Raw genomic sequence first — 22,329 nt, forward strand, 5'->3', positions numbered from 1 at the left:
CGGGGGCGCAGAAGCCAGGCTGTGCCTGGGTTCTGCGCGGGGGGTTCCGGGGGGGACATCGCGAGCGGAGCGAGCAGGCGGTCCCCCCCGGATCATGTCAACAGCGGGGTTTCAGGTTTTTGCGAAGGCCCCGGAAGCGCCGGCGGCCCAACCGGCCGGCCAGCAGCATGCCGGAGACGAGGCCCACGACGCCCAGGACAGGGAAGGCCATGTCCGTGGGGGCCGGGGGCTGGGCGGCCAGGCTCTTGATGAAGCTGCCCACCTGGAAGGCCTCCTCCGCCGTGAGGGGCGTCTTCTGGAACACGCCCTGCATGGTGGGGAAGGCGGGGTTCTCGATGGCCGACACCAAGCCGACGCCCAGCTTCCCGGAGGCCCCCGTGAGGTCGGGGCCCAGGCGCCCGCCCCCGAAGCCGCCCAGGCCCTGGGCGCTGTGGCAGGACATGCAGGCGGGCGCCCCGGAGGCGAATCGGGTGAAGCCCATGAAGAGCTGCTGGCCCCGGCGGATGTCCGCAGGGGTGGCGGCCCGGGCGATGGCCGCGGTGCCGAGGGTCTTCCCCGCCGCGGTGTAGTCGTCGATGAGCTTGACGAGGGCCTGGGCCTCGGCGGCGGTGACACCCAGGTCCGGCATGCGGGTGCCGTTGAACTCCCGGAGGAGCGCGGCGGCCGTGGGGTCGCCCCCATCCAGCTGAGCGGAGGGCATCTGGATGAACTTGGTGGACCACTCATGGGGCCGGCGCTGGCCCAGTCCCTTGAGGTCGGGGCCCACCTTCCGGCCCGCGCCGATGGTGTGGCAGCTCATGCAGCTCTTGCGGAACTGGGCCTCGGCGTCCTGAGCGGCCAGGGCTGGAGCCAACATCGGGGCCAGGGCCGCGAGGACGGCCCAGGCGAGCACCTGTCGTGGCGTGATCCTGGGGAACACAACACCTCCTCGGGGGAGCGGCCGGCAAGGGCACGGCACTTTTAGGAATGATTGTTCTGAAATTCGGCCAAGTATGACTCCGCCTTCCCGGCCCGCGCAAGGGGGGTCACATCAGAAATAGGTGAATTTTTTGTTTTTATTAATTTATTTATTATCAATATTTAATAATACATATCCACATCTGTCGCTATCTTGAGACTCCATCTTCCCCAAGAACGCGGACCAGGGGCATCCTCGGTCGGGGCGATCTCAAAATCGCAAAATTCAGGCATGGCGCCTTTTCACAGGCGTTTTATATTCAGACTACTAATTCCTTTTAACTCTCCCCCGGAAGGTCCATGAACCATCCCCAGCCCGGCTGTCCCCACCCGCGCAGCCTCTTCCACGCCCCCACGCGCTACGCGCTGCAGGCCCTCGTGCGGATGCCCGGGGATGGGACCTACCGGCTGGCCCGGAATCTGGCCACGGAGCTGGGCCTGCCCGGCCCCTTCCTGGCCAAGATCCTCCAGGCCCTCTGCCACGCGGGCCTCCTCGAATCCCTCCGGGGTCCCACGGGGGGCTTCCGCCTGACCCGCGCCCCAGAGCACATCACCCTGCGGGAGGTGGTGCTGGCCATGGAGGGGCCGGAGCCCTTCGAGGACTGCCTGCTGGGCCACGCGGCGGTGGGCGAGGACTGCCACTGCCCCATCCGCCCCGCCTGGGACGTCCTCCAGACGCTTCTCACCCGGGTTCTGGCCCAGACCTCCCTCCGCGATCTCCAGGCGGCCCGGTCCGCGCCGGTCCAGCCGGAGGATCCGGATCTCTCGGTGGCCGCCCCCGTATAGATATTCAAGAGCACGTGATCCCCATCACGATCTCCGGTCCGTCTCTCGATCTATTTTAGGATATTTAAATCTGTTTTATATCCCTCCCCCCGGAGCCCCCCATGTCGGATCGTTCCCGAGCCGCCACCGCCCTGGCCATGAGCACCCTGGCCTTCACCCTCTGCTTCGCCGTGTGGACGCTGAACGGCGTCCTCGTCACCTTCCTGGTGGAGAACGGGCTCTTCCGCTGGGACACGGCCCAGATCGGCTGGCTCATCGGCATCCCCGTGCTCACGGGCTCGGTCATGCGCCTGCCCGTGGGCCTGCTCACGGACCGCTTCGGGGGGCGGAAGGTCTACACCATCCTGCTCCTGCTGGCCGCGCTGCCCACCTGGCTGCTGGGCAGCGTCCAGAGCTACCGGGGATTCCTGCTCGCCTCGCTCGGCTTCGGCCTGTCGGGCGCGGCCTTCGCCGTGGGCATCGCCTACTCCAGCGTGTGGTTCAGCAAGGCGCGCCAGGGCACGGCGCTCGGCATCTTTGGCGCGGGCAACGCGGGCTCGGCCCTCACCAGCATGGGCGCGCCCTTCCTCCTGAAGAAGCTCACGGCGGGCGGCGCGAACCTGGAGGCGTGGCGCATGCTGCCGAAGCTCTATGCGGTCATCCTGCTGGTCATGGCCGTGGCCTTCTTCCTGCTCACCCACGAAAAGAAGGCGGAGGGCGCGCAGGGCAAGACCTTCGTCCAGATGCTGGCCCCCCTCCGCCACGTGCGGGTGTGGCGCTTCGGCCTCTACTACTTCCTAGTCTTCGGCTGCTTCGTGGCCCTGGCCCAGTGGCTGATCCCCTACTATGTGGGCGTCTACGGCATGAGCCTCGCCATGGCCGGCCTCCTGGCCTCCCTCTTCAGCCTGCCTTCGGGCCTCATCCGCGCCGCGGGGGGCTGGATGTCGGACCGCTTCGGCGCCCGGGCCGTGATGTACTGGACCTTCGGCCTCAGCATCTTCGCCTGCGCGGCGCTCATGGTGCCGCGCATGTCCATCGAGAGCCCGGGGCCTTCGGTGCTGGCCCAGGTGGGCGGTGTCGTGACCGAGGTGGCCCCCGGCCGCATCGTGGTGGGGGACACGGCCTATGCCTTCCGGACGAAGGGGGCGGAACCGGAGGCGCAGAACGAGCGCCTCCTGGTCCTCCCCCAGAGCCGCTTCTGGCAGACGCCCGCGGTGAAGCTGGGCGACCGTGTGAAGAAGAAGCAGCTGCTGGCCTCGGGCACCACCCATGTGTTCTTCCAGGCCAACGTGTGGATCTTCACCTTCCTGGTCTTCGTGGTGGGCATCGTGTGGGGCCTCGGCAAAGCCGCCGTCTACCGCTACATCCCCGACTACTTCCCGGACGAGGTGGGCGTGGTGGGCGGCATCGTGGGCGTCATCGGCGGTCTGGGCGGCTTCGTGGGCCCCATCCTCTTCGGCTACCTGCTCAAGGCCACGGGCCTGTGGACCACCATGTGGCTGTTCCTCGCGGCCCTGTCCGTCATCTGCCTGGTCTGGCTGCACACGGTGGTGCGGCGCCTGACCCGCGAGCAGAATGAGACCCTCTTCACCCGCTTCGAACGCCCCGCGTCCGCTCACGCCCCGGCCCCTGCCCCCGCTTTTGCCGGCGCCGACGCCGCCGAACCCGCCTGATTCGTTCACTGGAGAGACCCCATGGCCAAGCTCACCGAATGGAAACCTGAGGACGCCCAGACCTGGCGCGCCGGCGGGAGCCGGGTCGCCTGGCGGAACCTGACCTGCTCCGTGCCCAGCCTGCTCTGCGCGTTCAGCGTCTGGATGTTCTGGAGCATCCTCACCGCCAAGATGAAGGACGCGGGCTTCCCCTTCACCGATGCCCAGCTCTTCACCATCGTGGGCATCGCAGGGCTGGCGGGGGCGACCCTCCGCATCCCCAGCAGCTTCCTCGTGGCCCTGGCGGGCGGGCGCAACGTGGTGGGCATCACCACAGCCCTCCTCATCGCGCCGGCCCTGGGCGCCGGCGTCGCCCTGCAGGACCGGAGCACGCCCTTCGCCACCTTCGCGGCCCTGGCCGTGCTGTCGGGCGTGGGCGGCGGCAACTTCTCGTCCTCCATGTCCAACATCACCGGGTTCTTCCCCAAGCGCCTCGCGGGCCTGGCCCTGGGCCTCAATGCGGGCATCGGCAACCTGGGGGTGTCCGTGATGCAGTTCCTCGTGCCCGTGGTGATGGCCGGCGCGCTCTTCGGCGGCCTCGCGGGCGCGCCGCACCTCACCGCCGCCGGGAAGGCCCTCTACATCCAGAACGGCGCCCTGGTCTGGGTGCCCCTGCTGGTGATCTTCACCGCGGCCTCGTGGTTCGGCATGAACAACCTGCCGGCCCACGACAGCGAACCCACCGGCGCCGCCGTCGGCCGCATCCTGGCCCTCCAGGGCGTGGGCCTCGCCGTCAGCGGCGTCGGGGCCTGGATCCTCGTGAAGAACCCCGCCCTCCCCCTGGGCCTCCAGCTGGGCCTCGTGCTGCTGGTGGTGGCGCTGTGCCTCGGGGCCATGAAGCTCTTCCCCGGCAAGGTGAAGGCCAGCCTCGACCGCCAGTTCGCCATCTTCCGCATGAAGCACAACTGGGTCATGACCGTGCTCTACATCATGACCTTCGGCAGCTTCATCGGGTACAGCGCCTCCTTCCCCCTGCTCATCAAGATCGTGTTCAAGAAGGACCCCTCGGCCTACGCCTTCCTGGGCCCCCTGCTCGGCAGCCTCATCCGTCCCGTGGGCGGCTGGCTCTCGGACAAGCTGCGGGGCAGCGTGGTCACCCAGTGGTCCACCGCGATCCAGATCGCCGGCGCCCTCCTGGTGGCCCACTACGTGAAGGCCGCGGTGGCCGCGCCCGATCCCTCCGTCCACTTCGCGGCCTTCATGGCGAGCTTCATGCTGCTGTTCCTCGGCAGCGGCATCGGCAACGGCAGCACCTTCCAGATGGTCCCTTTCATCTTCGAACCCCAGTTCGCCGGGCCCGTTCTGGGCTGGACCGGCGCCGCCGCGGCCTACGGCAGCTTCATCATCCCCACGGTCTTCAAGAGCCAGATCAAGCCCGGGGCCGTCACCGTGGAGAACGCCCTCTACGGCTTCGCCGCCTTCTACGTGCTGTGCCTCGCCCTCAACTGGTGGTACTACGTGCGGAAGGATGCCGAGGTGCGCTGCTGAGGCCTGCGGCCGCGCCTAGAGGGTCCCGTGGTCCCGGGGTTTCCCGTCGGGGCCCATCTCCTGTGAATCCAGCGCGTCCTTCAAGTAGACGAGGTTCCCCGACAGCCAGAACACCACGCCGATGGCGATGAGGAGCAGGGCCGCCCAGCCCGAGACGCCCGTGTGGCTCAGCAGGGTGGCCAGGTCCCCGTCCGCCTCCGCGGCGAAGAGGGCCCGGCAGTAGAGGAAGACGCCCACCAGGCTGATGGCCCAGCCGGAGAGGATCCAGCGGCGGCCGCGCTCGCGGACGCGGGCCACGGCCCGCTGGGATTCCCGGGCGAGGGCCAGGGCATCCGAGGGCTTCAGGGCATGGGTGTGTCGGCTGGGCATGGGGGCCTCCTAGGAATGGGAAGGTGCGGGGTGGAGCCCGGCCCCGGACGGCCGGTAGGCGCGCCGCCTCAGGAGACGGAGCAGCCCCCGCAGCAGGCTCAGGACGAGCCCGAGGAAGGTGAGCAACCAGGTGGTGAGGGCCAGGGCCACGAAGGCCCTGGGCACGGCGACGAGGGCCGGGAGTCGGAAGGCCTCCGCCAGCCGCCAGGTGGCCACGGTGTACATCGCCATGGGGAACACGGCCCCCCAGTAGAGGGGATCGTAGAGGAGGGGGATCCGGCGCAGGAAGTACCGCCAGACGCCCAGCACCGCCAGCATGGGGATCCACCAGGTCGCCGTGGCCCAGAACAGCAGCGTGAACCCCTTCAGGAAGGGCAGGAGGCCCGCCAGCAGGGCGGAGCCCTCCGCCCGGCGGACGAGCAGCGCCCCGGCCAGGGTGGAGATGGCCATGGCGCCCATGTTGATCCAGTAGGGCGGGAGCAGGTCCGTGGGCTGGAACCGGAAGAAGGTGTAGCGGTAGAAGATCAGGGAGATCATCCAGATGTAGAGCATGCCCCCCATGAGCCAGAAGCTCGCGAGGAGGAGGTCCAGCAGCTCCGGGTCCAGGCCCAGGCGCGGGCCCGCCAGCGTGCCCAGCACCGCCACGGACTGCGTGGCCACCACAGCCGAGAGCCAGCCGCCGTTGATGCCCTCCGCCAGGCCGGGCTTCCCCTCCTTGACGGTGAGCGCCGCGAAGACGCCGTAGATGCATCCGCCCCAGAGGACCAGCGCCAGCCACCAGAGGGGCGGCACCGCGGCCTCGAAGCGGTGGGTCGCCAGCAGCTGGACGCCCACCACGCTGGTGGCCGCCACCGTGGTGAAGAAGCCCGGCCCCCGGCCGTGGTCGGCCCAGTCCGCCGCAAAAGCCCGCGGCTGGAGGGCCAGCCGCAGGAGCGTGAGGAGCCAGAGAAGGCCGTAGGCCGGCAGGTTGATCCAGAGGAGGAGCTTCGGGAGGATGGGGATGCCCAGCAGGTGGCAGGCGGTCCCGAGGATGCCCGTGGCCATCACCAGCGAGAAGTAGGCGGGGTTCAGCCGCGCGAGCCCTTCCCGGGCCTCTCCGGCGCAGACCCGGAGCAGGCTCGCTCGCGTCGCCTGGCTGGGATGGGCCGTCGCCATGGGATTCCTCCGCTCCCCAGCATCCGGCTCCGAGCAGGGGCGCGGTAGCGGGCCGGGCGGAAGGGCCGTGTCGGTGTCTGTCCTACAACCGCCACGTGCCTGCCTTGCCCGGCGAGGGCGCGCCTACGCCATCAGGCCGTGCCGCAGGGCGTACTGCATGAGTTCGGCGTTGGTGGAGAGCCGCATCTTCTCTAGGATGCGCGCCCGGTAGGTGCTCACGGTCTTGACGCTCAGGCCCAGCTCCTCCGCGATCTCGCTGGCCGTCTTCGCTGCCGCGATGAGCCGCAGCACCTCGAACTCGCGGGGACTGAGCCGCTCGTGGGGCGCGCCCTCCCGGTCCATTGAGACATGGGCCGCCAGGGCCTCCGCCAGGGAGGTGCCGATGTACCGCCGGCCGCCGAGCACCGTGCGGACCGCCTGGATCAGTTCCTCCGGGGCCCGCTCCTTGGTGAGGTAGGCCGAGGCACCTGCCTTCAGGGCGCGGATGGCGAACTGCTGCTCCCCGAACATGGAGAGCACCACGATCGGGAGGGAGGGCTGCAGGGCCTTGAGGTCCGGGAGGATGTCCAGGCCGCTCCGCCCGGGCATGGAGATGTCCAGGATCAGCAGATCCCAGGCCCCGTCCGGCAGGGCGGCCAGCGCCTCCTCCGCGGTGCCCGCCTCGCCCACGTGCACGCCGGGGAGGGCCTCCTCCAGGATGCGCCGCAGGCCCGACCGCAGCAGGGCATGATCATCCGCCAGCAGGATGCGCCACATGGCCTCCGTCCTCCCCTGGCAGGATGCCACGGGGGAGGATCGCGCACAGTTCGACGCCCCCCTGCGGCGCCCGCCCCAGCTGCAGGCGCCCCCCGAGAAGGCCGATCCGCTCCTCCATGCCGAGGATGCCCAGGTGGCCGCCTGGACCGGCCTCCCCGAACCCCCGGCCGTCGTCTCGGATGCAGAGCTCGGCCTGGGCCTCGTCCACCGTGAGTGTGATCTCCACGGCCTCCGCCCCGGCGTGGCGGGCCACATTGGTGAGGGCCTCCTGGGTGATGCGGAAGAAGGCCGTGGCCTGCTCTGGGCTCAGGGCGCCCTCCAGCCCCTCCGCCCGCACCCGGCAGGCGACGCCGCTGCGCCGCTGGAACTCCCCGGCGAGCCACTCCAGGGCCGGCAGCAGGCCCAGGCGGTCCAGGACGCTGGGCCGCAATTCGCCCGCGATCCGGCGGACGGAATCGATGGCGGCGTCGATCTGGGCGCCCGCCTCGTCACACCATCGCGACAGGTCCCGGGCCTGAGGTCCGGCCTCCGGCGCCTGGGCCTTGAGCCTCAAGGCCCCCACGGCGAGCTTCAGGGCGGTGAGATCCTGGCCCAGCTGGTCGTGGAGCTCCCGGGAGATCCGGGCCCCCTCTTCCTCCCGCGCGGCCTGCAGGCGGCGCGAGAGGGCCCGGAGCTGCGCCTGGGCGTCCTGGGCCTCGTCATGCTTGCGCGCCAGGGTCTCGGCCATGGCGTTGAAGGCGGCGGCCAGGTCCTGGATCTCCCCGCGCGTGGTGGGCTGCGGGGCCCGGGCCTGGAGGTCCCCGGCCCCGAAGCGGCGGGTGGCGCCTGCCAGGAGGCGGAGGTCCCGCAGCACGGAGATTTCCGCCGCCACCAGGGAGCCCAGCACCGTGAGGAGCAGGAGCAGCGCCAGCACCACCAGGGTGCGCTGGAAGGCGAGGTTGGCCTCCCGGAGCACGGCGGCCTCCGGCAGGCCCACCGCCACGAAGAGGTCGGGCACCTCGGGCAGGGAGGCGGCGACGAACAGGCGCTTCCGCCCATCGGGCATGACCGCTTCCGTCATGCCCTGCCCGCGCCCGGCCATGCGCTCCCAGGCGGGCAGCCGCTGGCCCACCGCCGGCCCTCCGGCCGCCTCGCCGCCCCGGGCCAGCACCCCGCCGGCGCGGTCGGTGATGAAGAGGGCCGTCCCGGCGGGGAGCTGGGCCTGGGGCCCCAGGTTCTCGAGCCAGGCCAGATCCAGGGCGGCGTAGAGCACCTCCGAGGGGTTTCCCACCAGGGACGTGGCCAGGATGAGGATGGGGCGGTGGACGATCTCGCCGATGCGGTAGCGGCCTACGGCCACACTGGGGGCCACGCCGGGCCGGGCCCTGGCGCCCAGGAAGGCCGGTTCGTCCTTCATGTCCACCCGGCCCTCCGGAGGGACCACGCTGTAGACCAGCCGCCCCTCGGAGTCCAGCAGGCCGAGGTTGGCGAGGGCGGGATTGGCCTTCAGCAGGCCGGGGAGGAGCGGCCGGATGTCCTCGTGGACCTCGCCGCGGCCGAGCTGGAGCAGCAGCCGCTGGGCGCCGAGCACCTGATGGGCGTGCTCCCGGGTGGCGATCCCCGCCATCATGCGGGCCTCGGCTTCGGCGTGTCGCAGGGCCCCGCTCCGCTCCCGGCTGGCGAGCAGCAGCACGAGCAGGAAGGTGGGCAGGGTCGCCGCCAGGGCCAGCAGGGGCAGGTGGAGCCGAAGCGTCCGAAGAGAGGCCGGGAACCAGGTCATGAAACGGGGGGATCCTTTCGCCTATCGTAGGCCGGGCTCCGGAACCTATGACAGGATTTCAGGATGGCCGACCTCCTGCTGCCCCTCGATGAAGCCCTCGCCCGTCTCGTGGCGGCCCTGCCCTCGCCCTCCTTCCCCGAAGTCCGAGCGGACCGGGACGATCCCGCCGCGGACCTGGCGGCCATGGATGGCGTCGCGCTGCGCTCGGAGGAAGGCCGCGGCCCGCGCCGCCTCCTGGGCACCCTCTACGCCGGCGATGACCCCGGGGCCTTCACCGTCATGCCCGGCACCGCCGTGCGCATCATGACCGGCGCCGCCCTGCCCGCGGGGGCCGATGCCATCGTGCCGGTCGAGGAGCTGCGCGAAGCGGAGGGCCTCATCCACCCCCTGTCGGATCCCGAGCCCGGCGGCCACGTGCGCCGGAAGGGGGGCCAGGCCCACGCCGGGGACCTCCTGCTGCCCGCGGACCAGCCCCTCAACGTGGCCCGCCGGGCCCTGCGGGCCTGGGTGGGCCAGCCCGTCCCGCTCCCGGCCCGCATCCGCGTGGCCGTGGCGTCCACCGGCGACGAGCTGGTGGCCGATCCCCGGCCCCACCAGATCCGGGATTCCAACGGCCCCATGCTGGCCGCTCTGGCTCACGCCCTGGGGGCCGACGTCGAGCGGCGCCCCGCCCTGCCCGACGATCCCGGGGCCCTGGCCGCGGCCCTGCGGAGCCCCGGCGACGCCCGCATCCTGCTGACTTCCGGCGGCGTGAGCATGGGCGAGCACGATCACCTGCCCTCCGTGCTGAAGGACCTGGGCGCGACGATCCTCTTCCACAAGATCCGCCTCAAGCCCGGCAAGCCCATGCTGGCGGCCCAGCTCGGCGACCTGCTGGTGCTCGGCCTGCCGGGCAATCCCGTGTCCGCCTACCTCAACGCCCTGCTGTTCCTGCCCGTGGCACTGGCGAGGCTGGAGGGCCGCGCCCTGCCCGATCCCTGGCGCCGCGCCCGGCTGGCCGCCGCGGTGCGCCACAAGGGGGACCGCCCCCTGCTGCACCCCTGCCGCCTCGCGGAGGGCCAGCTCCACCCCCTGCCCGGCAAGGGCTCCGCCGACCTCGTCACCCTCGCCCGGGCCGACGCCTTCGCGTGGATCGAGGCCCCCGGCGAGGAGCCGGGAGCCAAGGTCCGCTACCTGACGGTTCTATAGTCCCGCTGCCAGATGAGAGCTGAGAACCGGCAGCTGATAGCTGCCCCTCAGCCCTTCGCGTACCGCTGCAGCTTCCCCAGGTCCAGGATCCGCACCACGGGGAAGGTGCTCTGGATGAGGCCCAGGTCGGTCAGCAGACGCAGGGCTCGGCTGAAGGCCTCGCGGCTCGCGCCGATGCACTGGGCCAGGTCCTCCTGGGTCTCCTGGAACTCCACGAGGGAGCGCATGGGATGGGACTCGTGGGCCTCCAGCAGCAGCTGGGCCACGCGCTCGGGCACGCTGTGCAGGCTGAGGGTCTCCACCAGGGTCACCAGGTGGCGCACCTTGGCGGCGAAGTGGTGGATGAGCATCTCCGCCACTTCGGGATGGCGGTGGACGATCTGGCGCAGCGGTGCGGAGGGGATCAGCCAGCACTCGGTCTCGCCGTGGGACTCGGCGCTGGAGGCGATGGAGGCGCCGTCGAACACGGCCACCTCACCCACGCAGTCCCCGACCTTGAGGAACTGGAGCACCTGGACCCGGCCGCGCCCGTCCGTGCGGAAGACCTTGAGGCCGCCCTTCACCACCACATAGACGCCCGGAACCTGGTCGCCCTGGGTGTAGACCCGGGCGCCGTCGGGGAACCGCCGCATCTCCGCGATGCTGGCCAGTTCCTCGGCAGCATTCATGGGCAGCCCCGCCAGGAACTCGATCCTTCTCAGGTTGAGGACTGCTTGAGGCATGGGGCTCCACCAAGGCGCTAGGTCAGTTATCGCACATTTCCATCGGATTGTGATCCTGGTCACGTAGACGGGAACCGAACGACCAGTACTTTACCGCGAGGTTGGAATTTCGTCTGGCCAAATTCACATAGAACAAGGCCCCGGCGGCATCTGCCTACCGGGGCCTTGGGTGTGCCGAACAAACCCAGTCGATGAGAATGCGTCTACTTCACCCGCTCCATGAAGGTGCGGTCCACCGTGTTCACGCGGATCTTTTGGCCGGCTTCCATGTAGGGCGGCACGCCCACGGTGATGCCGTTGTTCAGCTTGGCGGGCTTGTAGGAGCCGGTGGCATTGGCGTTCTTCATGACGGGATCGGTCTCGACGATCTCCAGCACCACGCTGGCCGGCAGGGTGGCGCCCATGGGCTGGCCTTCGTAGAACTCGATCTCCACCTGCATGTTGGGCTCGAGGAAGACCAGGTCGTCGCCCAGGAGCTCCTTGCTCACGTCCATCTGCTCGTAGGTCTCGTTGTTCATGAAGACGAGGTGGTCGCCGTCCTCGTAGAGGTACTCGAGCATGTGCTGCTCGAGGCTGGCCTTGTCCACCTTGTCGGCGCTGCCGAAGCGGTTCTCGCGGTTGATGCCGTCCTTCAGGCGCTTCATCTTCACCACCACGCGGGCCGGCAGGTTGCCGGGCGTCTGGTGCTCGACGCTGATGACGCGGCAGAGCTCGTTCTCGAAGTTGACGATCATCCCGGCGCGGACCTGGGTGGCGTTGATGAAGGGCATGGGGGACTCCGTGAGGGAGGAAAGACGGGTTCGGACTTCCGCTCAAAAACCCCTCGCCGGGACCCCGGCGAGGGGTTTTTGGTGGGCGTACCAGGATTCGAACCTGGGACTTCTACCGTGTGAAGGTAGCACTCTACCGCTGAGTTATACGCCCGCGGTCGACCAGGATAACCCAGGATCCGTCCGTTTCCAAGCCCGACGTCGGATCCCAGGCCACGTCTGCGTGGCCGGGGAGATCAGCGGACAGCCACCTTCCGCAGCGCGCGGGCGAGCCGGGAGGCCTCGTCCCTCCGCATGGAGCACAGGCCCACGCGCAGTCCTTCCGGCAGCGGAACCGTGAACACGCCCTCGGCCTTCAGGGCCCCACAAGCCGCCTCCGGATCCGCCGCGGGGGCCGTGACGAAGAACCCTCCGCTCCAGCGGAAGGCCGCCATGCCTTCGGCCTCCAGAGCCTCATCCAAAGCCAGGGCCCGGGCGGCCAACACCTCGGACCAGTGGCGGTGCTCCGCCGCCAGCCGCGCCTGGGCCTTGCCGTCCCGCGCGAGGCGCAGGAGCAGGGCCTGAGGGGCGCGGGCGCAGTTGGACCAGGTGCCCCGGCAGGCCTGGGTGAGGGCCGCCTGAAGGGCGGGATCGTCACACCAGGGGAAGGCCAGGGCCCCGCCGCGGCCCCCATAGAGCGTCATGGCTTTGGAGAGGGACATGGCGGCCCCCACCAGCACCCGGCCTCCGGCCCCCAGGGCCGCATAGTCCCTCAGGGCCGCGGTCACGGCCTCGGGCTCGCAGGTGTAGTCCAGATAAGCCAGATCCAGGATCAGGGTGACGGGCCCCAGGACCGACGCGTCCCGCAGCAGGCCCGCGAGCGTCGCGCGATCCGCCGCGGAGAGGCTGCGACCCGAGGGGTTGTGGCAGGGATCGTTGAGCCAGACCATGACCCGGCCCTGCGCCTTCATCTGGGCCCTCAGCGCCCGGTCCCAGGCCGCCGCGTCCAGCGCCTGTCCCGCCGCCGGCCAGGGGGCCGTCTCCACCCGCATGCCGTTCTCGCCCGCCATGGTGGCGTAGGGGCCCCAGTAGGGCGCCGTGGTGAGGAGCGCCTGGCCTGGCTCGAGGAAGTTCCGCAGGGAGAGGGAAAGGGCCCCGCTGCCGCCGGGTGTGGCACAGGCCGCGCCCGCGCCATCCAGGGCGGGCCAGTGGCGCTGCACCAGGGCCTTCAGGAAGGCCGGATCCCCGGCGATGGGCGCGTAGGGGGCCACGTCCATGGCGCCCAGCTCCCGCCAGAGGTCCATCACCGTCTCGTGCACCACCAGCTGCCCGGCCTCGTCCAGCAGGACGCCCACGGTGGCGTTGAGGATGGATTCGCCCGCCGCCTTCCGGGCCTGGGCCTCGGTGTTCAAGGCGAAGATGGGATCGTCCGCGGGGAAGTCGCGCCGGGTGGGGATGAGCTGCTCGGTCATGCTCTAGCCTACCGTCCCAGCCCCCCGGACGGCGCGGGAGGATGCGCCAGGGCATGGCGCAGGAAGGCCGCAGGCTGGCCCGCGAGCCCCCCGCCGACTTGGGCCCATGAAAAAGTCCGGGGGATGCTCAGGTCCGGGAGGGGGATCAGCTCCAGGGTCCCCCGCTGCAGCTCCCGCTGGATGCTCCAGCGCGACAGGAAGCCGATGCCGAGCCCCAGCAGGACGCAGGACTTGATGGCCTCGGTATCCCCCACCACCAGGTCCGTGGCCCGGGGGCCCTGGATCCGCCGGGTCCTCCGCAGGACGCGTTCCACCACCACCCGCGTGCCCGAGCCCGGCTCGCGCCAGACGAGCGGGACCCCGGCCAGGTCCGCCGCCGTGCGCACGGCCTTCAGCGGATCCGGCGCCCGGGCCGCCCGGACGGCCACCAGCTCGTCCTTCAGGTAGGGCTGCAGGGACAGCCCCGGGGCCCGCGTGAGCCCCTCCACCAGGGCCAGGGGAACGCGCCCTTCCCGCACCCAGGCCAGCACCTCGTCCGTGTTGCCCACCTCCAGGACCAGCGGCGCGGGCCGGTGGCTGGCGGCGAAGGCCTGGAGCACCGGGGGCAGGATGTAGGCGGCGGCGGTGGTGCTCGCGCCCAGACGCAACTCCCCGGTGGGCTGCTCCTCCGCCTGAAGCCGCTCCACCGCCTCTTCCAGCAGGCGATGGACCCGCCGGGCGCAATCCAGCAGGAGGCGGCCCGTCCCGGTGAGCTGCACTCCGGAGGCGTGGCGGGTGAAGAGGGGGCGGCCCAGATCCGACTCCAGCTGCCGGATCTGGGCCGTCACGGCCGGCTGTGACAGGTTCAGGAGGTTGGCGGCCGCGGAGATCCGGCCCGCCTGGGCCACGACCCGGAACGTCTCCAGGCGGCGGGGATCGAGGTCATCACGCATCGGAATCCATCCATTTTTCTGATGAGTCATTCATTATGACTATTATTTTTTCGGATCGAATCAACCTATCTTCGATGTCCATGAAGCGCCTCGCCTCCCTCCTCCTTCCCCTCGGCGCCCTCCTGGCCCTGGCTCCCTTCACCCCCGCCGCGGCGGCCCTGGTGGGTGGCGCCGCGCTGGCCCTCACCCTGGGCAATCCGGCCGCCAGCCTCACCCGCCGATGGACCCACCGGCTGCTGCCCCTGGCCGTCATCGGGCTGGGCGCGGACATGAACCTGCGGGCGGTGGCCAAGGCGGGCCTGCACGGGCTCGGCTACACGGCCCTGAGCCTCGTGCTCGTGCTCGCCCTGGGCCTCTGGCTGGCGCGGACGCTGAAGGTGGATCGCGAAGCCGGCCTGCTGATCTCCGTGGGCACCGCCATCTGCGGCGGCAGCGCCATCGCCGCGGTCGCCCCGGTGATCCGCGCCAAGGACCACGGCATCTCCGTGGCCCTGGCCACGGTCTTCCTGCTCAACGCTGCGGCCCTGGTGATCTTCCCCCCCCTGGGCCACGCCGCCGGGCTGGGCCAGGACGCCTTCGGCCTCTGGTCGGCCCTGGCCATCCACGACACCAGCTCCGTGGTGGGCGCCGGGCTCGCCTACGGCCCCAGGGCCCTGGAGGTGGCCACCACCGTGAAGCTGGCCCGGGCCCTGTGGATCGTGCCGCTCACCTTCGGCATCGGCTGGGTCATGTCCCGGCGCGAACCGGCCTCCGCCGACGCCGCGCCGGTGAAGAAGCCCTGGTTCATCGCCGGCTTCCTGGCCATGGCGGCCCTCGTCACCTTCGTGCCCGCCCTCCAGGTGCCGGGCCACCTGGTGGCCGCGGCCGCCCGGCGCGTCCTGGTGCTCACCCTCTTCCTCATCGGCGCCGGCCTCAGCCGCGAGGCCTTGCGCGGCGTGGGCCTGCGCCCCTTCCTCCAGGGACTGGCCCTCTGGCTGATCGTGGGATCCCTGGGCCTGGGCGCGGTGAAACTGGGCCTGCTGACGGTCGGCTAGACTCAGCCTCTGGAGGCCGCATGATCCGCCCCTTCCAAGGCATGGTTCCCAAGCTCGGCTCGCGCGTGTTCCTGGCGGACAGCGCGCTGGTGCTGGGCGATGTGGCCATCGGCGACGACGCCAGCATCTGGTTCAACTGCGCCATCCGCGGCGACGTGAACTGGATCCGCATCGGCGCCCGCACCAACATCCAGGATGCCTGCTGCCTGCACGTCACCAATGGGAAGTGGCCCCTGCTCATCGAGGATGAGGTGAGCATCGCCCACAACGTGATGCTGCACGGCTGCACCATCCGGAAGGGCGCCCTCATCGGCATGAGCACGACGATCATGGACGGCGCCGAGATCGGCGAAGGCTGCCTCGTGGCCGCGGGCAGCCTCGTGCGCGAGGGCCTCCAGGCGCCCCCCCACAGCCTGGTGGCCGGCTGGCCCGCCAGGGTGAAGGGTCCCCTCAGCGAGAAGCAGCGCGAGCTCGTGGCCAGCGTCTGGACCCGCTACGTGCGGTACAAGGAGGCCTACTTCGCCGACGGCTGGCCCGTGGCGGAGGCTCCGTCGATCTCCGTCCCCCGGCCGGGATTCGCCGAGGGCCACCCCTTTCCTTGACCCTCAGTTCTGGGCCGCCGGCGGGTTCACCACCTCCCAGCCATCCTCGGTGCGCCCTTGCACCTGCTCCTGGGCGTGGGTGACGACCTCGGCCGTCAGCACGCGCTGCTCGTTCCGTCGCGGGATCTCAGCCCGGAACTTCACGGACCAGGTGGTGACGCCCCCTTCCTCGCTGCGATCCGGATGGATCATCACCGCGCCGCCGGGGCCGGTCTCGCCGCCCAGAAAGGCTGGGCTCTTGGGATCGAAGGGATTCTTCAGGGCCGCCAGCTCCGGGTCCCGGAGGAGGTCCCGGATGAGGGTGTCCTGGGGCACGGGCTGGCCGGGGTTCCGGGCCTGCCAGGCCAGGACGGCGGCTTCGGCCTTGGCCCTCGCCTGGTCGAGGTGGTGCTGGACGGCCGCTTCCCGGGCCAGCTCCCGCTGGAGCATCACGGAGGGGATGGCGATGGCGGTCGCGATGCCCATGACGGGGAGCATCAGCGCGGCCAGCACGAGGCCGATGATACCGGTGACCAGGCCCGTGGAGGGGACGGGCGCGTAGCTCCGGGGGTCCGCCTTCGCCAGGCGCTTCGCCTTGGCCTGCTGCACCAGGGCCACGATGCCCAGGACGAGCGCCACGGGGAGGCCCACGCAGGTGAGGGCGAAGACGATGGAGAGGATGCCGCAGACCTTGGCGGCCTGGGCGCCGGGGGCCGGAACGGGGGTGGACGTCGGGGAGGCGTCGGACATGGGCATCTCCAATGGGGATGCATCCAGCTTCCCAGAAGACGGGGCTTCCCAGAAGGCGGAGCGTTCCGGAAGATCGTCCCTCCCGCCGATTGACAGGCTGGGCTAGACTCTCGGGATCATGTCCCCCCTGCTGATCCTCCGCGTCCACGCCGATCTGCGCCTCGGGCTGGGGCACGTGGCCCGCGCCCTCGCCCTGCAGGAGGCTTGGCGCGCCCTCGGCGGCACGGCCTGCATCGCCGCCTCGGGGGATGATCGCGCCCGCCGGGTGGGCGGCGGCCGGCACCCCTTCCTGGATCAGGCCCTGCCCTGCGAGGCGATCTACCTGGGCGAGGCGATCCACGCGCCCCTGCCGGCGGAGCTGAAGGCCCGCGCCGCCGTGGCGCTCGTGGACCAGTGGGATACCAGCACCGAGTTCCTCCAGGCCCTGCGCCCCCTGAGGGTGGCCGTCATGGAGGACGACACGGACGCCCATGAGGTGGCGGACCTGCTCTTCCAGCCCTTCCTGGAGGGCGTCCGCTGGCCGGACCACCCCGTGAAGGTGGTGGACGGGCGCAAGGTCCGGCCCTACGAGACCACGTCCGGCGCCTGCCGCGTGGTGCGCGGCGCCAACTTCATCGTGGTGGACAAGGCCGCGCTGGAGCTGCGTCCCAAGCGGGTGCCCCTCCAGCCTCTGGCCGTCCACAAGCTGCTGGTCACCTTCGGCGGCAGCGACGGCCCCAACCTGGCGCAGAAGGCCTTCGACACCCTGGCCAGGCTGGCCTCCGAGGACCGCTGGCATGGCGCCTGCACGCTGCTGGCCCCCAACGGCATCCAGGGCGACCCCTTCCCGGGCTGCACCGTGGCCAGGAGCCTGCCGGCCCTCACCCGGCGCATCCAGGACCACGACGCCATCTGGTGCTCCGCCGGCGTGACACTGGCCGAGGCCCTCTGCATGGGCGTCCCCGCCACGGTCTGGGGCCAGAACGACCGGCAGCACGGCATCCTGGCGGATCTGGCCATGGCGAACGGCTGCTTCGACCTGGGCGTGGGCCCCGAGGCCGACCTCGGCATCGTGCGGGAAGCCCTGACGCAATGGCTGGGTCCCGAGGGCCAGGACAACCGCCAGGAGCAGGTGCGCGACGGCATGGCCCTGGTGGACGGCCTGGGCGCCTCGCGCATCGCGCAGGAGCTGTGGCGGTTGGCCGCGCCCCAGGGCTGAAATCCCGGCTTGACCCCACCGGCCTCCAACGATAAGCTTTCCCTTCTGTGGACTCGCCGCCCGTAGGGTGGTGTCTTCGCAGCCCGATGTGATCCCGGAGCAGGCCATGAGCACGTACTTCCCGAAAGCCGATGATCTGAAGCGCCAGTGGTTCCTGGTGGATGCCACCGGCATTCCCGTGGGCCGCCTGAGCACCGCCGTGGCGGATGTCCTCTCCGGCAAGAACAAGCCGACCTGGACCCCCTTCCTCGACACCGGCGACCATGTCGTCGTCATCAACGCCGAGAAGGCCGTCCTGACCGGCAAGAAGGGCGTGCAGAAGTTCTATCGCCGCACCACCACCCAGCCTGGCTCCATGAAGGAAGTCAAGGCCGAGGTGATGAAGGCCACCTACCCCGAGCGCATCATCGAGAGCGCGGTCAAGGGCATGCTGCCCAAGGGCCCCCTCGGCCGGGCGATGTACCGCAAGCTGAAGGTCTATGCCGGCCCCGAGCACGAGCAGGCCGCCCAGCAGCCCCAGATCCTGACCATCCAGAAGTAGAGGCGAGGACCCCATGGCCATTTCCCAGAACTACGGAACCGGTCGCCGCAAGAGCGCGGCCGCCCGCGCCTTCCTCCGCCCCGGCACCGGCAAGATCACCGTCAACGGCCGCAGCCTCGAGAGCTACTTCCCGAACGCCGTGCTCCGCATGATGGTCCACCAGCCCCTGGTGCTGGCCGACCTCGACGGCAAGTTCGACATGGTCATCAGCGTCGTCGGCGGCGGCCCCGCCGGCCAGGCCTCGGCCATCCGCATGGGCATCTCCCGCGCCCTACTGGGCTACAACGAGCAGCTGAAGTCCCTCCTGCGAGGCGCTGGTCTCCTGACCCGCGATCCCCGCATGAAGGAGCGCAAGAAGCCCGGTCGCAAGGCCGCCCGTCGCCGCTTCCAGTTCAGCAAGCGCTAGTCGTTTCTCTGGAAGGGGGATCTTCGGGTCCCCCTTCCGTTTTTCCGGTCCACGGGATGCCGTGGGCGATTCGGGCGAAGGGATCCAACCCCGAGCCTTTCATCCCACCCGCGGCGCCTTCACCCATTCCGCCGCTTGACCAGGGAGGCCAGCATGGCTGCCATCCAGATGAAGGAACTCCTCGAGGCCGGTGCCCACTTCGGGCACCAGACCAAGCGCTGGAACCCCAAGATGAAGAAGTACATCTTCGGGGCCCGCAACAGCATCTACATCATCGACCTCCAGAAGACCCTGCGCCTCTGGAACTCCGCCGCGAACTTCCTGACCAAGGCCGCCAGCGAGGGGAAGAACTTCCTCTTCGTGGCCACCAAGCCCCAGGCCCAGGAGCTCATCGCCGAGCAGGCCGCCCGCTGCGGCGCCTTCTACGTCAACAACCGCTGGCTGGGCGGCATGCTGACCAACTTCGCCACCATCAAGAAGAGCCTCGAGAAGTTCCGCGAGATCGAAGCCACCCTGGCGGATCCCGCCCGCACGGCCATGCTCTCCAAGAAGGAGCTGCTGAACCTCGACCGGCAGCGCCTCAAGCTGGAGGCCTCCTTCCACGGCATCCGCGACATGCGCTCGCTGCCCGACGTGCTCTTCGTCATCGATCCCCATCGCGAGGACATCGCCGTCACCGAAGCCAAGAAGCTGGGCATCAAGGTGGTGGGCATCGTGGACACCAACTGCGACCCCGACATGGTCGATTACGTGATCCCCGCCAATGACGACGCCATCCGCTCCATCCTGCTCTTCTCCGAGCGCGTGGCCGACTCCATCCTCGAGGGCCGCCAGTCCTTCCGCGACAAGGGCGACAGCGACGAGATGAAGAAGATGATGGCCGAAAAGATGGAAGTCGAGGGCTAGTCCCTCTCCGCCCCATTCGTCAGCCATCAGAGGGTCCGCCCGCTGATGGCTGATGGTCTGAAGACCCCACCCGATTTCAGGAGATCCCATGGCATTCACCGCCAATGATGTGAAGACGCTGCGCGAGAAGACCGGCCTCGGCATGATGGACTGCAAGAAGGCCCTGGAAGAGAACAACGGCGACATGGAGCAGGCCATCGAGTGGCTGCGCAAGAAGGGCTTGGCCGCCTCCGCCAAGAAAGCCGACCGCATCGCCGCCGAAGGCATCGTGGAGGCCTACATCCATCCCGGCGGCCGCGTGGGCGTGCTGGTCGAAGTGAACTCCGAGACCGACTTCGTGGCCCGCAACGAGGCCTTCCAGCGCCTGGTGAAGGAGATCGCGATGCACATCGCGGCCGCCGATCCCGCGCCCCGCTTCGTCACCAAGGAGGAGGTCACCCAGGACTTCCTCGACACCGAGAAGCGCATCGCCACCGAGCAGGCCCTGGCCACCGGCAAGCCCCAGAACATCGTCGAGAAGATCGTCGAGGGCAAGATGAACAGCATCTTCAAGGAGGTCTGCCTCCTGGAGCAGCCCTTCATCATGAACCCCGACCTCACCGTGCAGCAGTACCTGTCCCAGAAGACCGCCGAGATCGGCGAGAAGCTCAGCGTCCGCCGCTTCACGAAGTACATCATGGGCGAGGGCCTCGAGAAGCGCAGCGAGAACTTCGCCGCCGAAGTCGCCGCCGCCAAGTAGGTTCCTTTTCCTGCTACAAAAGGGGCGGCCGTTCCGGCCGCCCCTTTTGTAGCTGCGCCCCCACCCGGATCGGAGTCCCCATGAAGTTCAAGCGCATCCTCCTCAAACTCTCCGGCGAAGCCCTCATGGGCGAGCAGAAGTACGGCATCGATCCCGCGGTGGTCAACATGATCGCCGACCAGGTGAAGGCCATCCGGGAGCTGGGCGTGGAGGTGGGCCTCGTCATCGGGGGCGGCAACATCTTCCGCGGCGTGGCGGGCGCCACCAAGGGCATGGACCGCACCACCGCCGACCACATGGGCATGCTGGCCACCATGATCAACGCCCTGGCCCTCCAGGACGCCCTGGAGCACAAGGGCGTGAACACCCGCACCCTGTCCGGCCTGGAGATGCCCAAGGTGGCCGAGAGCTACATCCGCCGCCGGGCCACCCGCCACCTGGAGAAGGGCCGCGTGGTGATTTTCGGCGCCGGGACCGGCAACCCCTACTTCAGCACGGACACCGCCGCCGCCCTCCGCGGCAACGAGATCGCCGCCGAGGTGGTGATGAAGGCCACCAACGTGGACGGCATCTACACCGCCGACCCCAAGCAGGATCCCACCGCCACCCGCTTCGACCGCATCTGCTTCCAGGACGTCCTGGAGAAGGGCCTGCGGGTCATGGACGCCTCCGCCATCGCCCTGTGCATGGAAAACAGGCTGCCCATCCTCGTCTTCGACATGAACAAGCCCGGCAACCTCGTGGCCGCCGTGCAGGGCGAGCCCGTGGGCACGCTGGTCTCCTGATCCCCCAGGCCCATGACCCGGTTTCCGGATCTCCCCGATGCCACGGTCCTCGCGGATCCGGAGGCTCTGGAACCCTATCGCCGGGATGAGTCCCACGTGCGGGGGAGCCTGCCCCTGGCCGTGGTGCTGCCCAAGGGCCCCGCGGCCCTGAAGGAGCTGGTGCGTCTGGCCAAGGCCGAGGGCTTCGGGCTGGTGCCCCGGGGCGCGGGCACGGGCAAGGCGGGCGGTTGCGTGCCCGCGGGCGGCCGGGCCGTCGTGGTGGATTTCTCAGCCTGGCGCGGCGAGCTGCGGCTGTCGCCCCAGGATCTCTGCCTCAGCGCCCCCGTCAGCGCCCCCCTGCGGGAGGTGAAGGCGACGGCCGCAGCCGCAGGCCTCTTCTACCCGCCGGACCCCAACTCCTGGGAGAGCTGCGCCCTGGGCGGCACCCTCGCCACCAACGCCGGCGGCCCCAACGCCTGCAAGTACGGCATGACCCGCCACTGGGTGCTGTCCGTGGACGCGCTGCTGGAGGACGGCGAGGTGCACACCTTCGGCATCCACAGCGTGAAGGCCAATGCGGGCCCGGCCCTGGGCCAGCTGCTCATCGGCAGCGAGGGCATCTTCGGGTTCATCCTGGGCGCCACCCTGCGTCTCACCCCCCTGCCCCGGGAGTACGCCACCCTGCTGCTGCCCGTGAAGCGCTGGGAGGACCTGCTCGATCTGCCGGGCCGCCTCGTGGGCGCGGGCTACCTGCCCAGCGCCTTCGAGTTCTTCGATCCCGCCGTGCTGGCGGAGCTGCGGGCTCACGGCCCCGAGGAAGCGCGCCGCCTGCCGGGTGAGGCCCTGGCCATCCTGGAGTTCGACGACCGGGGCTGCACGTCCTCCGCCTTCCTCGAAGGCCTCATGGACCTGCTGGGCCCGGTGGCGGAGAACCTGGAGATCGCCTCGGACGCGCGCCAGCGGGCGGGCATCTGGGCCGTGCGCCGCATGACCAGCGCCTTCCTGAAGGAGCGCCACCCTGGAAAGGTGAGCGAGGACATCGTCGTGCCCCGCAGCCGCCTGCGCGAGTTCTTCGCGGGGCTGGAGCGCCTGGCCATTCCCAGCGTGACCTACGGCCACCTGGGCGACGGCAACCTGCACGTGAACCTGCTGGGCGCCGGCGACGCCGATCCGGCCCAGCTGGAGCGCCAGCTCCTGGACCTCTTCCGCCTCGCCCTCAGCCTGGGTGGGACCCTCAGCGGGGAGCACGGCATCGGCCTCGCCAAGCGGGACGCCTTCCTGGCCCTGTCCGATCCCGGGCAGATCCGGGCCCTCCGCGCCCTCAAGCGGGCCCTGGATCCCAGCGGCCTCTTCAATCCGGGCAAGGTCATCTGATCGAGAGGCCCC

23 protein-coding genes and 1 tRNA gene are annotated in these 22,329 nt (G+C 70.1%); 13 read left to right on the forward strand and 11 right to left on the reverse strand.

The features are described from left to right. Window positions 1-97 precede the first annotated feature (97 nt). A complete protein-coding gene (locus MLE42_RS07010) occupies window positions 98-919 on the reverse strand; it encodes a c-type cytochrome (protein ID WP_243287168.1) in 822 nt (273 codons plus the stop codon). Window positions 920-1,257: 338 nt separating this feature from the next. Here MLE42_RS07010 and MLE42_RS07015 point away from each other — a divergent pair, with 338 nt between their 5' ends. The 3 genes from MLE42_RS07015 (at window position 1,258) to MLE42_RS07025 (ending at window position 4,922) form a co-directional block, all read left to right on the forward strand. Further along, on the forward strand, window positions 1,258-1,743 hold the full coding sequence (locus tag MLE42_RS07015) for an RrF2 family transcriptional regulator (RefSeq protein ID WP_243287169.1): 486 nt from the start codon (window positions 1,258-1,260) through the stop codon (window positions 1,741-1,743). Between the two features lie 101 nt (window positions 1,744-1,844). Continuing rightward, window positions 1,845-3,395: an MFS transporter gene (locus MLE42_RS07020; RefSeq protein ID WP_243287170.1), complete on the forward strand. Its 1,551-nt coding sequence runs from the start codon at window positions 1,845-1,847 to the stop codon at window positions 3,393-3,395. 21 nt (window positions 3,396-3,416) lie between these two features. After that, window positions 3,417-4,922 (forward strand): MFS transporter, encoded by a 1,506-nt coding sequence (locus MLE42_RS07025; protein ID WP_243287171.1) that lies wholly within the window; start codon window positions 3,417-3,419, stop codon window positions 4,920-4,922. A gap of 15 nt (window positions 4,923-4,937) precedes the next feature. On the opposite strand, the gene MLE42_RS07030 is transcribed toward MLE42_RS07025, so the two are convergent. The 4 genes from MLE42_RS07030 to MLE42_RS07045 all read right to left on the reverse strand — a co-directional run bounded on the left by MLE42_RS07030 (window position 4,938) and on the right by MLE42_RS07045 (window position 8,961). Then, a complete protein-coding gene (locus tag MLE42_RS07030) occupies window positions 4,938-5,291 on the reverse strand; it encodes a hypothetical protein (RefSeq protein ID WP_243287172.1) in 354 nt (117 codons plus the stop codon). Window positions 5,292-5,300: 9 nt separating this feature from the next. Beyond that, window positions 5,301-6,446: a tellurite resistance/C4-dicarboxylate transporter family protein gene (locus MLE42_RS07035; RefSeq protein ID WP_243287173.1), complete on the reverse strand. Its 1,146-nt coding sequence runs from the start codon at window positions 6,444-6,446 to the stop codon at window positions 5,301-5,303. 123 nt (window positions 6,447-6,569) lie between these two features. After that, window positions 6,570-7,202 (reverse strand): response regulator, encoded by a 633-nt coding sequence (locus tag MLE42_RS07040; RefSeq protein ID WP_243287174.1) that lies wholly within the window; start codon window positions 7,200-7,202, stop codon window positions 6,570-6,572. After that, window positions 7,177-8,961 (reverse strand): sensor histidine kinase, encoded by a 1,785-nt coding sequence (locus MLE42_RS07045; RefSeq protein ID WP_243287175.1) that lies wholly within the window; start codon window positions 8,959-8,961, stop codon window positions 7,177-7,179. Before MLE42_RS07045 ends, MLE42_RS07040 begins: the two co-directional genes overlap by 26 nt. A gap of 63 nt (window positions 8,962-9,024) precedes the next feature. Between MLE42_RS07045 and MLE42_RS07050 the strand changes: the two genes are divergently transcribed. Then, complete coding sequence (locus MLE42_RS07050) at window positions 9,025-10,149, forward strand: molybdopterin molybdotransferase MoeA (protein ID WP_243287176.1); 1,125 nt, start codon at window positions 9,025-9,027, stop codon at window positions 10,147-10,149. A gap of 47 nt (window positions 10,150-10,196) precedes the next feature. Here MLE42_RS07050 and MLE42_RS07055 read toward each other — a convergent pair whose 3' ends face one another. From MLE42_RS07055 to MLE42_RS07075, 5 genes are all read right to left on the reverse strand, one after another. Next, window positions 10,197-10,871, reverse strand: coding sequence for a Crp/Fnr family transcriptional regulator (locus MLE42_RS07055; RefSeq protein WP_243287177.1), 675 nt, complete (start codon window positions 10,869-10,871; stop codon window positions 10,197-10,199). A 203-nt stretch (window positions 10,872-11,074) separates the two neighbouring features. Then, the gene (gene efp, locus MLE42_RS07060; RefSeq protein ID WP_243287178.1) at window positions 11,075-11,641 is read right to left on the reverse strand and encodes an elongation factor P; all 567 of its coding nucleotides are present in this window, start codon (window positions 11,639-11,641) and stop codon (window positions 11,075-11,077) included. Window positions 11,642-11,720: 79 nt separating this feature from the next. Further along, a tRNA-Val gene (locus MLE42_RS07065) sits at window positions 11,721-11,795 on the reverse strand. A gap of 82 nt (window positions 11,796-11,877) precedes the next feature. Continuing rightward, on the reverse strand, window positions 11,878-13,092 hold the full coding sequence (locus MLE42_RS07070; protein ID WP_243287179.1) for a pyridoxal phosphate-dependent aminotransferase: 1,215 nt from the start codon (window positions 13,090-13,092) through the stop codon (window positions 11,878-11,880). Window positions 13,093-13,100: 8 nt separating this feature from the next. After that, complete coding sequence (locus MLE42_RS07075; protein WP_243287180.1) at window positions 13,101-14,024, reverse strand: LysR family transcriptional regulator; 924 nt, start codon at window positions 14,022-14,024, stop codon at window positions 13,101-13,103. A gap of 80 nt (window positions 14,025-14,104) precedes the next feature. On the opposite strand from MLE42_RS07075, the gene MLE42_RS07080 reads away from it, so the two are divergent. Beyond that, window positions 14,105-15,058 carry a YeiH family protein gene (locus tag MLE42_RS07080; RefSeq protein WP_243287181.1) on the forward strand — a complete coding sequence of 318 codons (954 nt, stop codon included), beginning with the start codon at window positions 14,105-14,107 and terminating at the stop codon, window positions 15,056-15,058. Between the two features lie 20 nt (window positions 15,059-15,078). Beyond that, a complete protein-coding gene (locus tag MLE42_RS07085) occupies window positions 15,079-15,660 on the forward strand; it encodes a gamma carbonic anhydrase family protein (RefSeq protein WP_243287182.1) in 582 nt (193 codons plus the stop codon). A 3-nt stretch (window positions 15,661-15,663) separates the two neighbouring features. On the opposite strand, the gene MLE42_RS07090 is transcribed toward MLE42_RS07085, so the two are convergent. Then, entirely contained in the window at window positions 15,664-16,389 is a 726-nt protein-coding gene (locus tag MLE42_RS07090) for a DUF4190 domain-containing protein (protein ID WP_243287183.1), read from the reverse strand. Between the two features lie 118 nt (window positions 16,390-16,507). Here MLE42_RS07090 and MLE42_RS07095 point away from each other — a divergent pair, with 118 nt between their 5' ends. The 7 genes from MLE42_RS07095 to MLE42_RS07125 all read left to right on the forward strand — a co-directional run bounded on the left by MLE42_RS07095 (window position 16,508) and on the right by MLE42_RS07125 (window position 22,317). Next, window positions 16,508-17,587, forward strand: coding sequence for a hypothetical protein (locus tag MLE42_RS07095; RefSeq protein ID WP_243287184.1), 1,080 nt, complete (start codon window positions 16,508-16,510; stop codon window positions 17,585-17,587). 106 nt (window positions 17,588-17,693) lie between these two features. Beyond that, complete coding sequence (gene rplM / locus MLE42_RS07100) at window positions 17,694-18,128, forward strand: 50S ribosomal protein L13 (RefSeq protein WP_243287185.1); 435 nt, start codon at window positions 17,694-17,696, stop codon at window positions 18,126-18,128. A 13-nt stretch (window positions 18,129-18,141) separates the two neighbouring features. Continuing rightward, window positions 18,142-18,534, forward strand: a complete 393-nt coding sequence (gene rpsI, locus MLE42_RS07105; protein ID WP_243287186.1) for a 30S ribosomal protein S9 — start codon at window positions 18,142-18,144, stop codon at window positions 18,532-18,534. 153 nt (window positions 18,535-18,687) lie between these two features. Then, window positions 18,688-19,440, forward strand: a complete 753-nt coding sequence (gene rpsB / locus MLE42_RS07110; protein WP_243287187.1) for a 30S ribosomal protein S2 — start codon at window positions 18,688-18,690, stop codon at window positions 19,438-19,440. 88 nt (window positions 19,441-19,528) lie between these two features. Beyond that, complete coding sequence (gene tsf / locus MLE42_RS07115) at window positions 19,529-20,179, forward strand: translation elongation factor Ts (RefSeq protein WP_243287188.1); 651 nt, start codon at window positions 19,529-19,531, stop codon at window positions 20,177-20,179. An 80-nt stretch (window positions 20,180-20,259) separates the two neighbouring features. Next, complete coding sequence (pyrH, locus tag MLE42_RS07120) at window positions 20,260-20,964, forward strand: UMP kinase (RefSeq protein ID WP_243287189.1); 705 nt, start codon at window positions 20,260-20,262, stop codon at window positions 20,962-20,964. 12 nt (window positions 20,965-20,976) lie between these two features. Beyond that, window positions 20,977-22,317: an FAD-binding oxidoreductase gene (locus tag MLE42_RS07125; RefSeq protein ID WP_243287190.1), complete on the forward strand. Its 1,341-nt coding sequence runs from the start codon at window positions 20,977-20,979 to the stop codon at window positions 22,315-22,317. The last annotated feature ends 12 nt before the right edge of the window (window positions 22,318-22,329 follow it).

The organism is Geothrix terrae (assembly GCF_022808775.1).
GTDB lineage: Bacteria > Acidobacteriota > Holophagae > Holophagales > Holophagaceae > Geothrix > Geothrix terrae.

Bases quoted from the DNA above. Each gene is read 5' to 3' on its own strand.
- MLE42_RS07070 (WP_243287179.1), bottom strand. From the start codon at position 13,092: ATGACCGAGCAGCTCATCCCCACCCGGCGCGACTTCCCCGCGGACGAT.
- MLE42_RS07030 (WP_243287172.1), bottom strand. From the start codon at position 5,291: ATGCCCAGCCGACACACCCATGCCCTGAAGCCCTCGGATGCCCTGGCC.
- MLE42_RS07055 (WP_243287177.1), bottom strand. From the start codon at position 10,871: ATGCCTCAAGCAGTCCTCAACCTGAGAAGGATCGAGTTCCTGGCGGGG.
- MLE42_RS07095 (WP_243287184.1), top strand. From the start codon at position 16,508: ATGTCCCCCCTGCTGATCCTCCGCGTCCACGCCGATCTGCGCCTCGGG.
- MLE42_RS07020 (WP_243287170.1), top strand. From the start codon at position 1,845: ATGTCGGATCGTTCCCGAGCCGCCACCGCCCTGGCCATGAGCACCCTG.
- MLE42_RS07015 (WP_243287169.1), top strand. From the start codon at position 1,258: ATGAACCATCCCCAGCCCGGCTGTCCCCACCCGCGCAGCCTCTTCCAC.
- rplM (WP_243287185.1), top strand. From the start codon at position 17,694: ATGAGCACGTACTTCCCGAAAGCCGATGATCTGAAGCGCCAGTGGTTC.
- MLE42_RS07080 (WP_243287181.1), top strand. From the start codon at position 14,105: ATGAAGCGCCTCGCCTCCCTCCTCCTTCCCCTCGGCGCCCTCCTGGCC.
- rpsB (WP_243287187.1), top strand. From the start codon at position 18,688: ATGGCTGCCATCCAGATGAAGGAACTCCTCGAGGCCGGTGCCCACTTC.
- MLE42_RS07025 (WP_243287171.1), top strand. From the start codon at position 3,417: ATGGCCAAGCTCACCGAATGGAAACCTGAGGACGCCCAGACCTGGCGC.
- efp (WP_243287178.1), bottom strand. From the start codon at position 11,641: ATGCCCTTCATCAACGCCACCCAGGTCCGCGCCGGGATGATCGTCAAC.
- MLE42_RS07090 (WP_243287183.1), bottom strand. From the start codon at position 16,389: ATGTCCGACGCCTCCCCGACGTCCACCCCCGTTCCGGCCCCCGGCGCC.
- MLE42_RS07035 (WP_243287173.1), bottom strand. From the start codon at position 6,446: ATGGCGACGGCCCATCCCAGCCAGGCGACGCGAGCGAGCCTGCTCCGG.
- tsf (WP_243287188.1), top strand. From the start codon at position 19,529: ATGGCATTCACCGCCAATGATGTGAAGACGCTGCGCGAGAAGACCGGC.
- MLE42_RS07075 (WP_243287180.1), bottom strand. From the start codon at position 14,024: ATGCGTGATGACCTCGATCCCCGCCGCCTGGAGACGTTCCGGGTCGTG.
- rpsI (WP_243287186.1), top strand. From the start codon at position 18,142: ATGGCCATTTCCCAGAACTACGGAACCGGTCGCCGCAAGAGCGCGGCC.
- MLE42_RS07085 (WP_243287182.1), top strand. From the start codon at position 15,079: ATGATCCGCCCCTTCCAAGGCATGGTTCCCAAGCTCGGCTCGCGCGTG.
- MLE42_RS07125 (WP_243287190.1), top strand. From the start codon at position 20,977: ATGACCCGGTTTCCGGATCTCCCCGATGCCACGGTCCTCGCGGATCCG.
- MLE42_RS07050 (WP_243287176.1), top strand. From the start codon at position 9,025: ATGGCCGACCTCCTGCTGCCCCTCGATGAAGCCCTCGCCCGTCTCGTG.
- MLE42_RS07045 (WP_243287175.1), bottom strand. From the start codon at position 8,961: ATGACCTGGTTCCCGGCCTCTCTTCGGACGCTTCGGCTCCACCTGCCC.
- pyrH (WP_243287189.1), top strand. From the start codon at position 20,260: ATGAAGTTCAAGCGCATCCTCCTCAAACTCTCCGGCGAAGCCCTCATG.
- MLE42_RS07040 (WP_243287174.1), bottom strand. From the start codon at position 7,202: ATGTGGCGCATCCTGCTGGCGGATGATCATGCCCTGCTGCGGTCGGGC.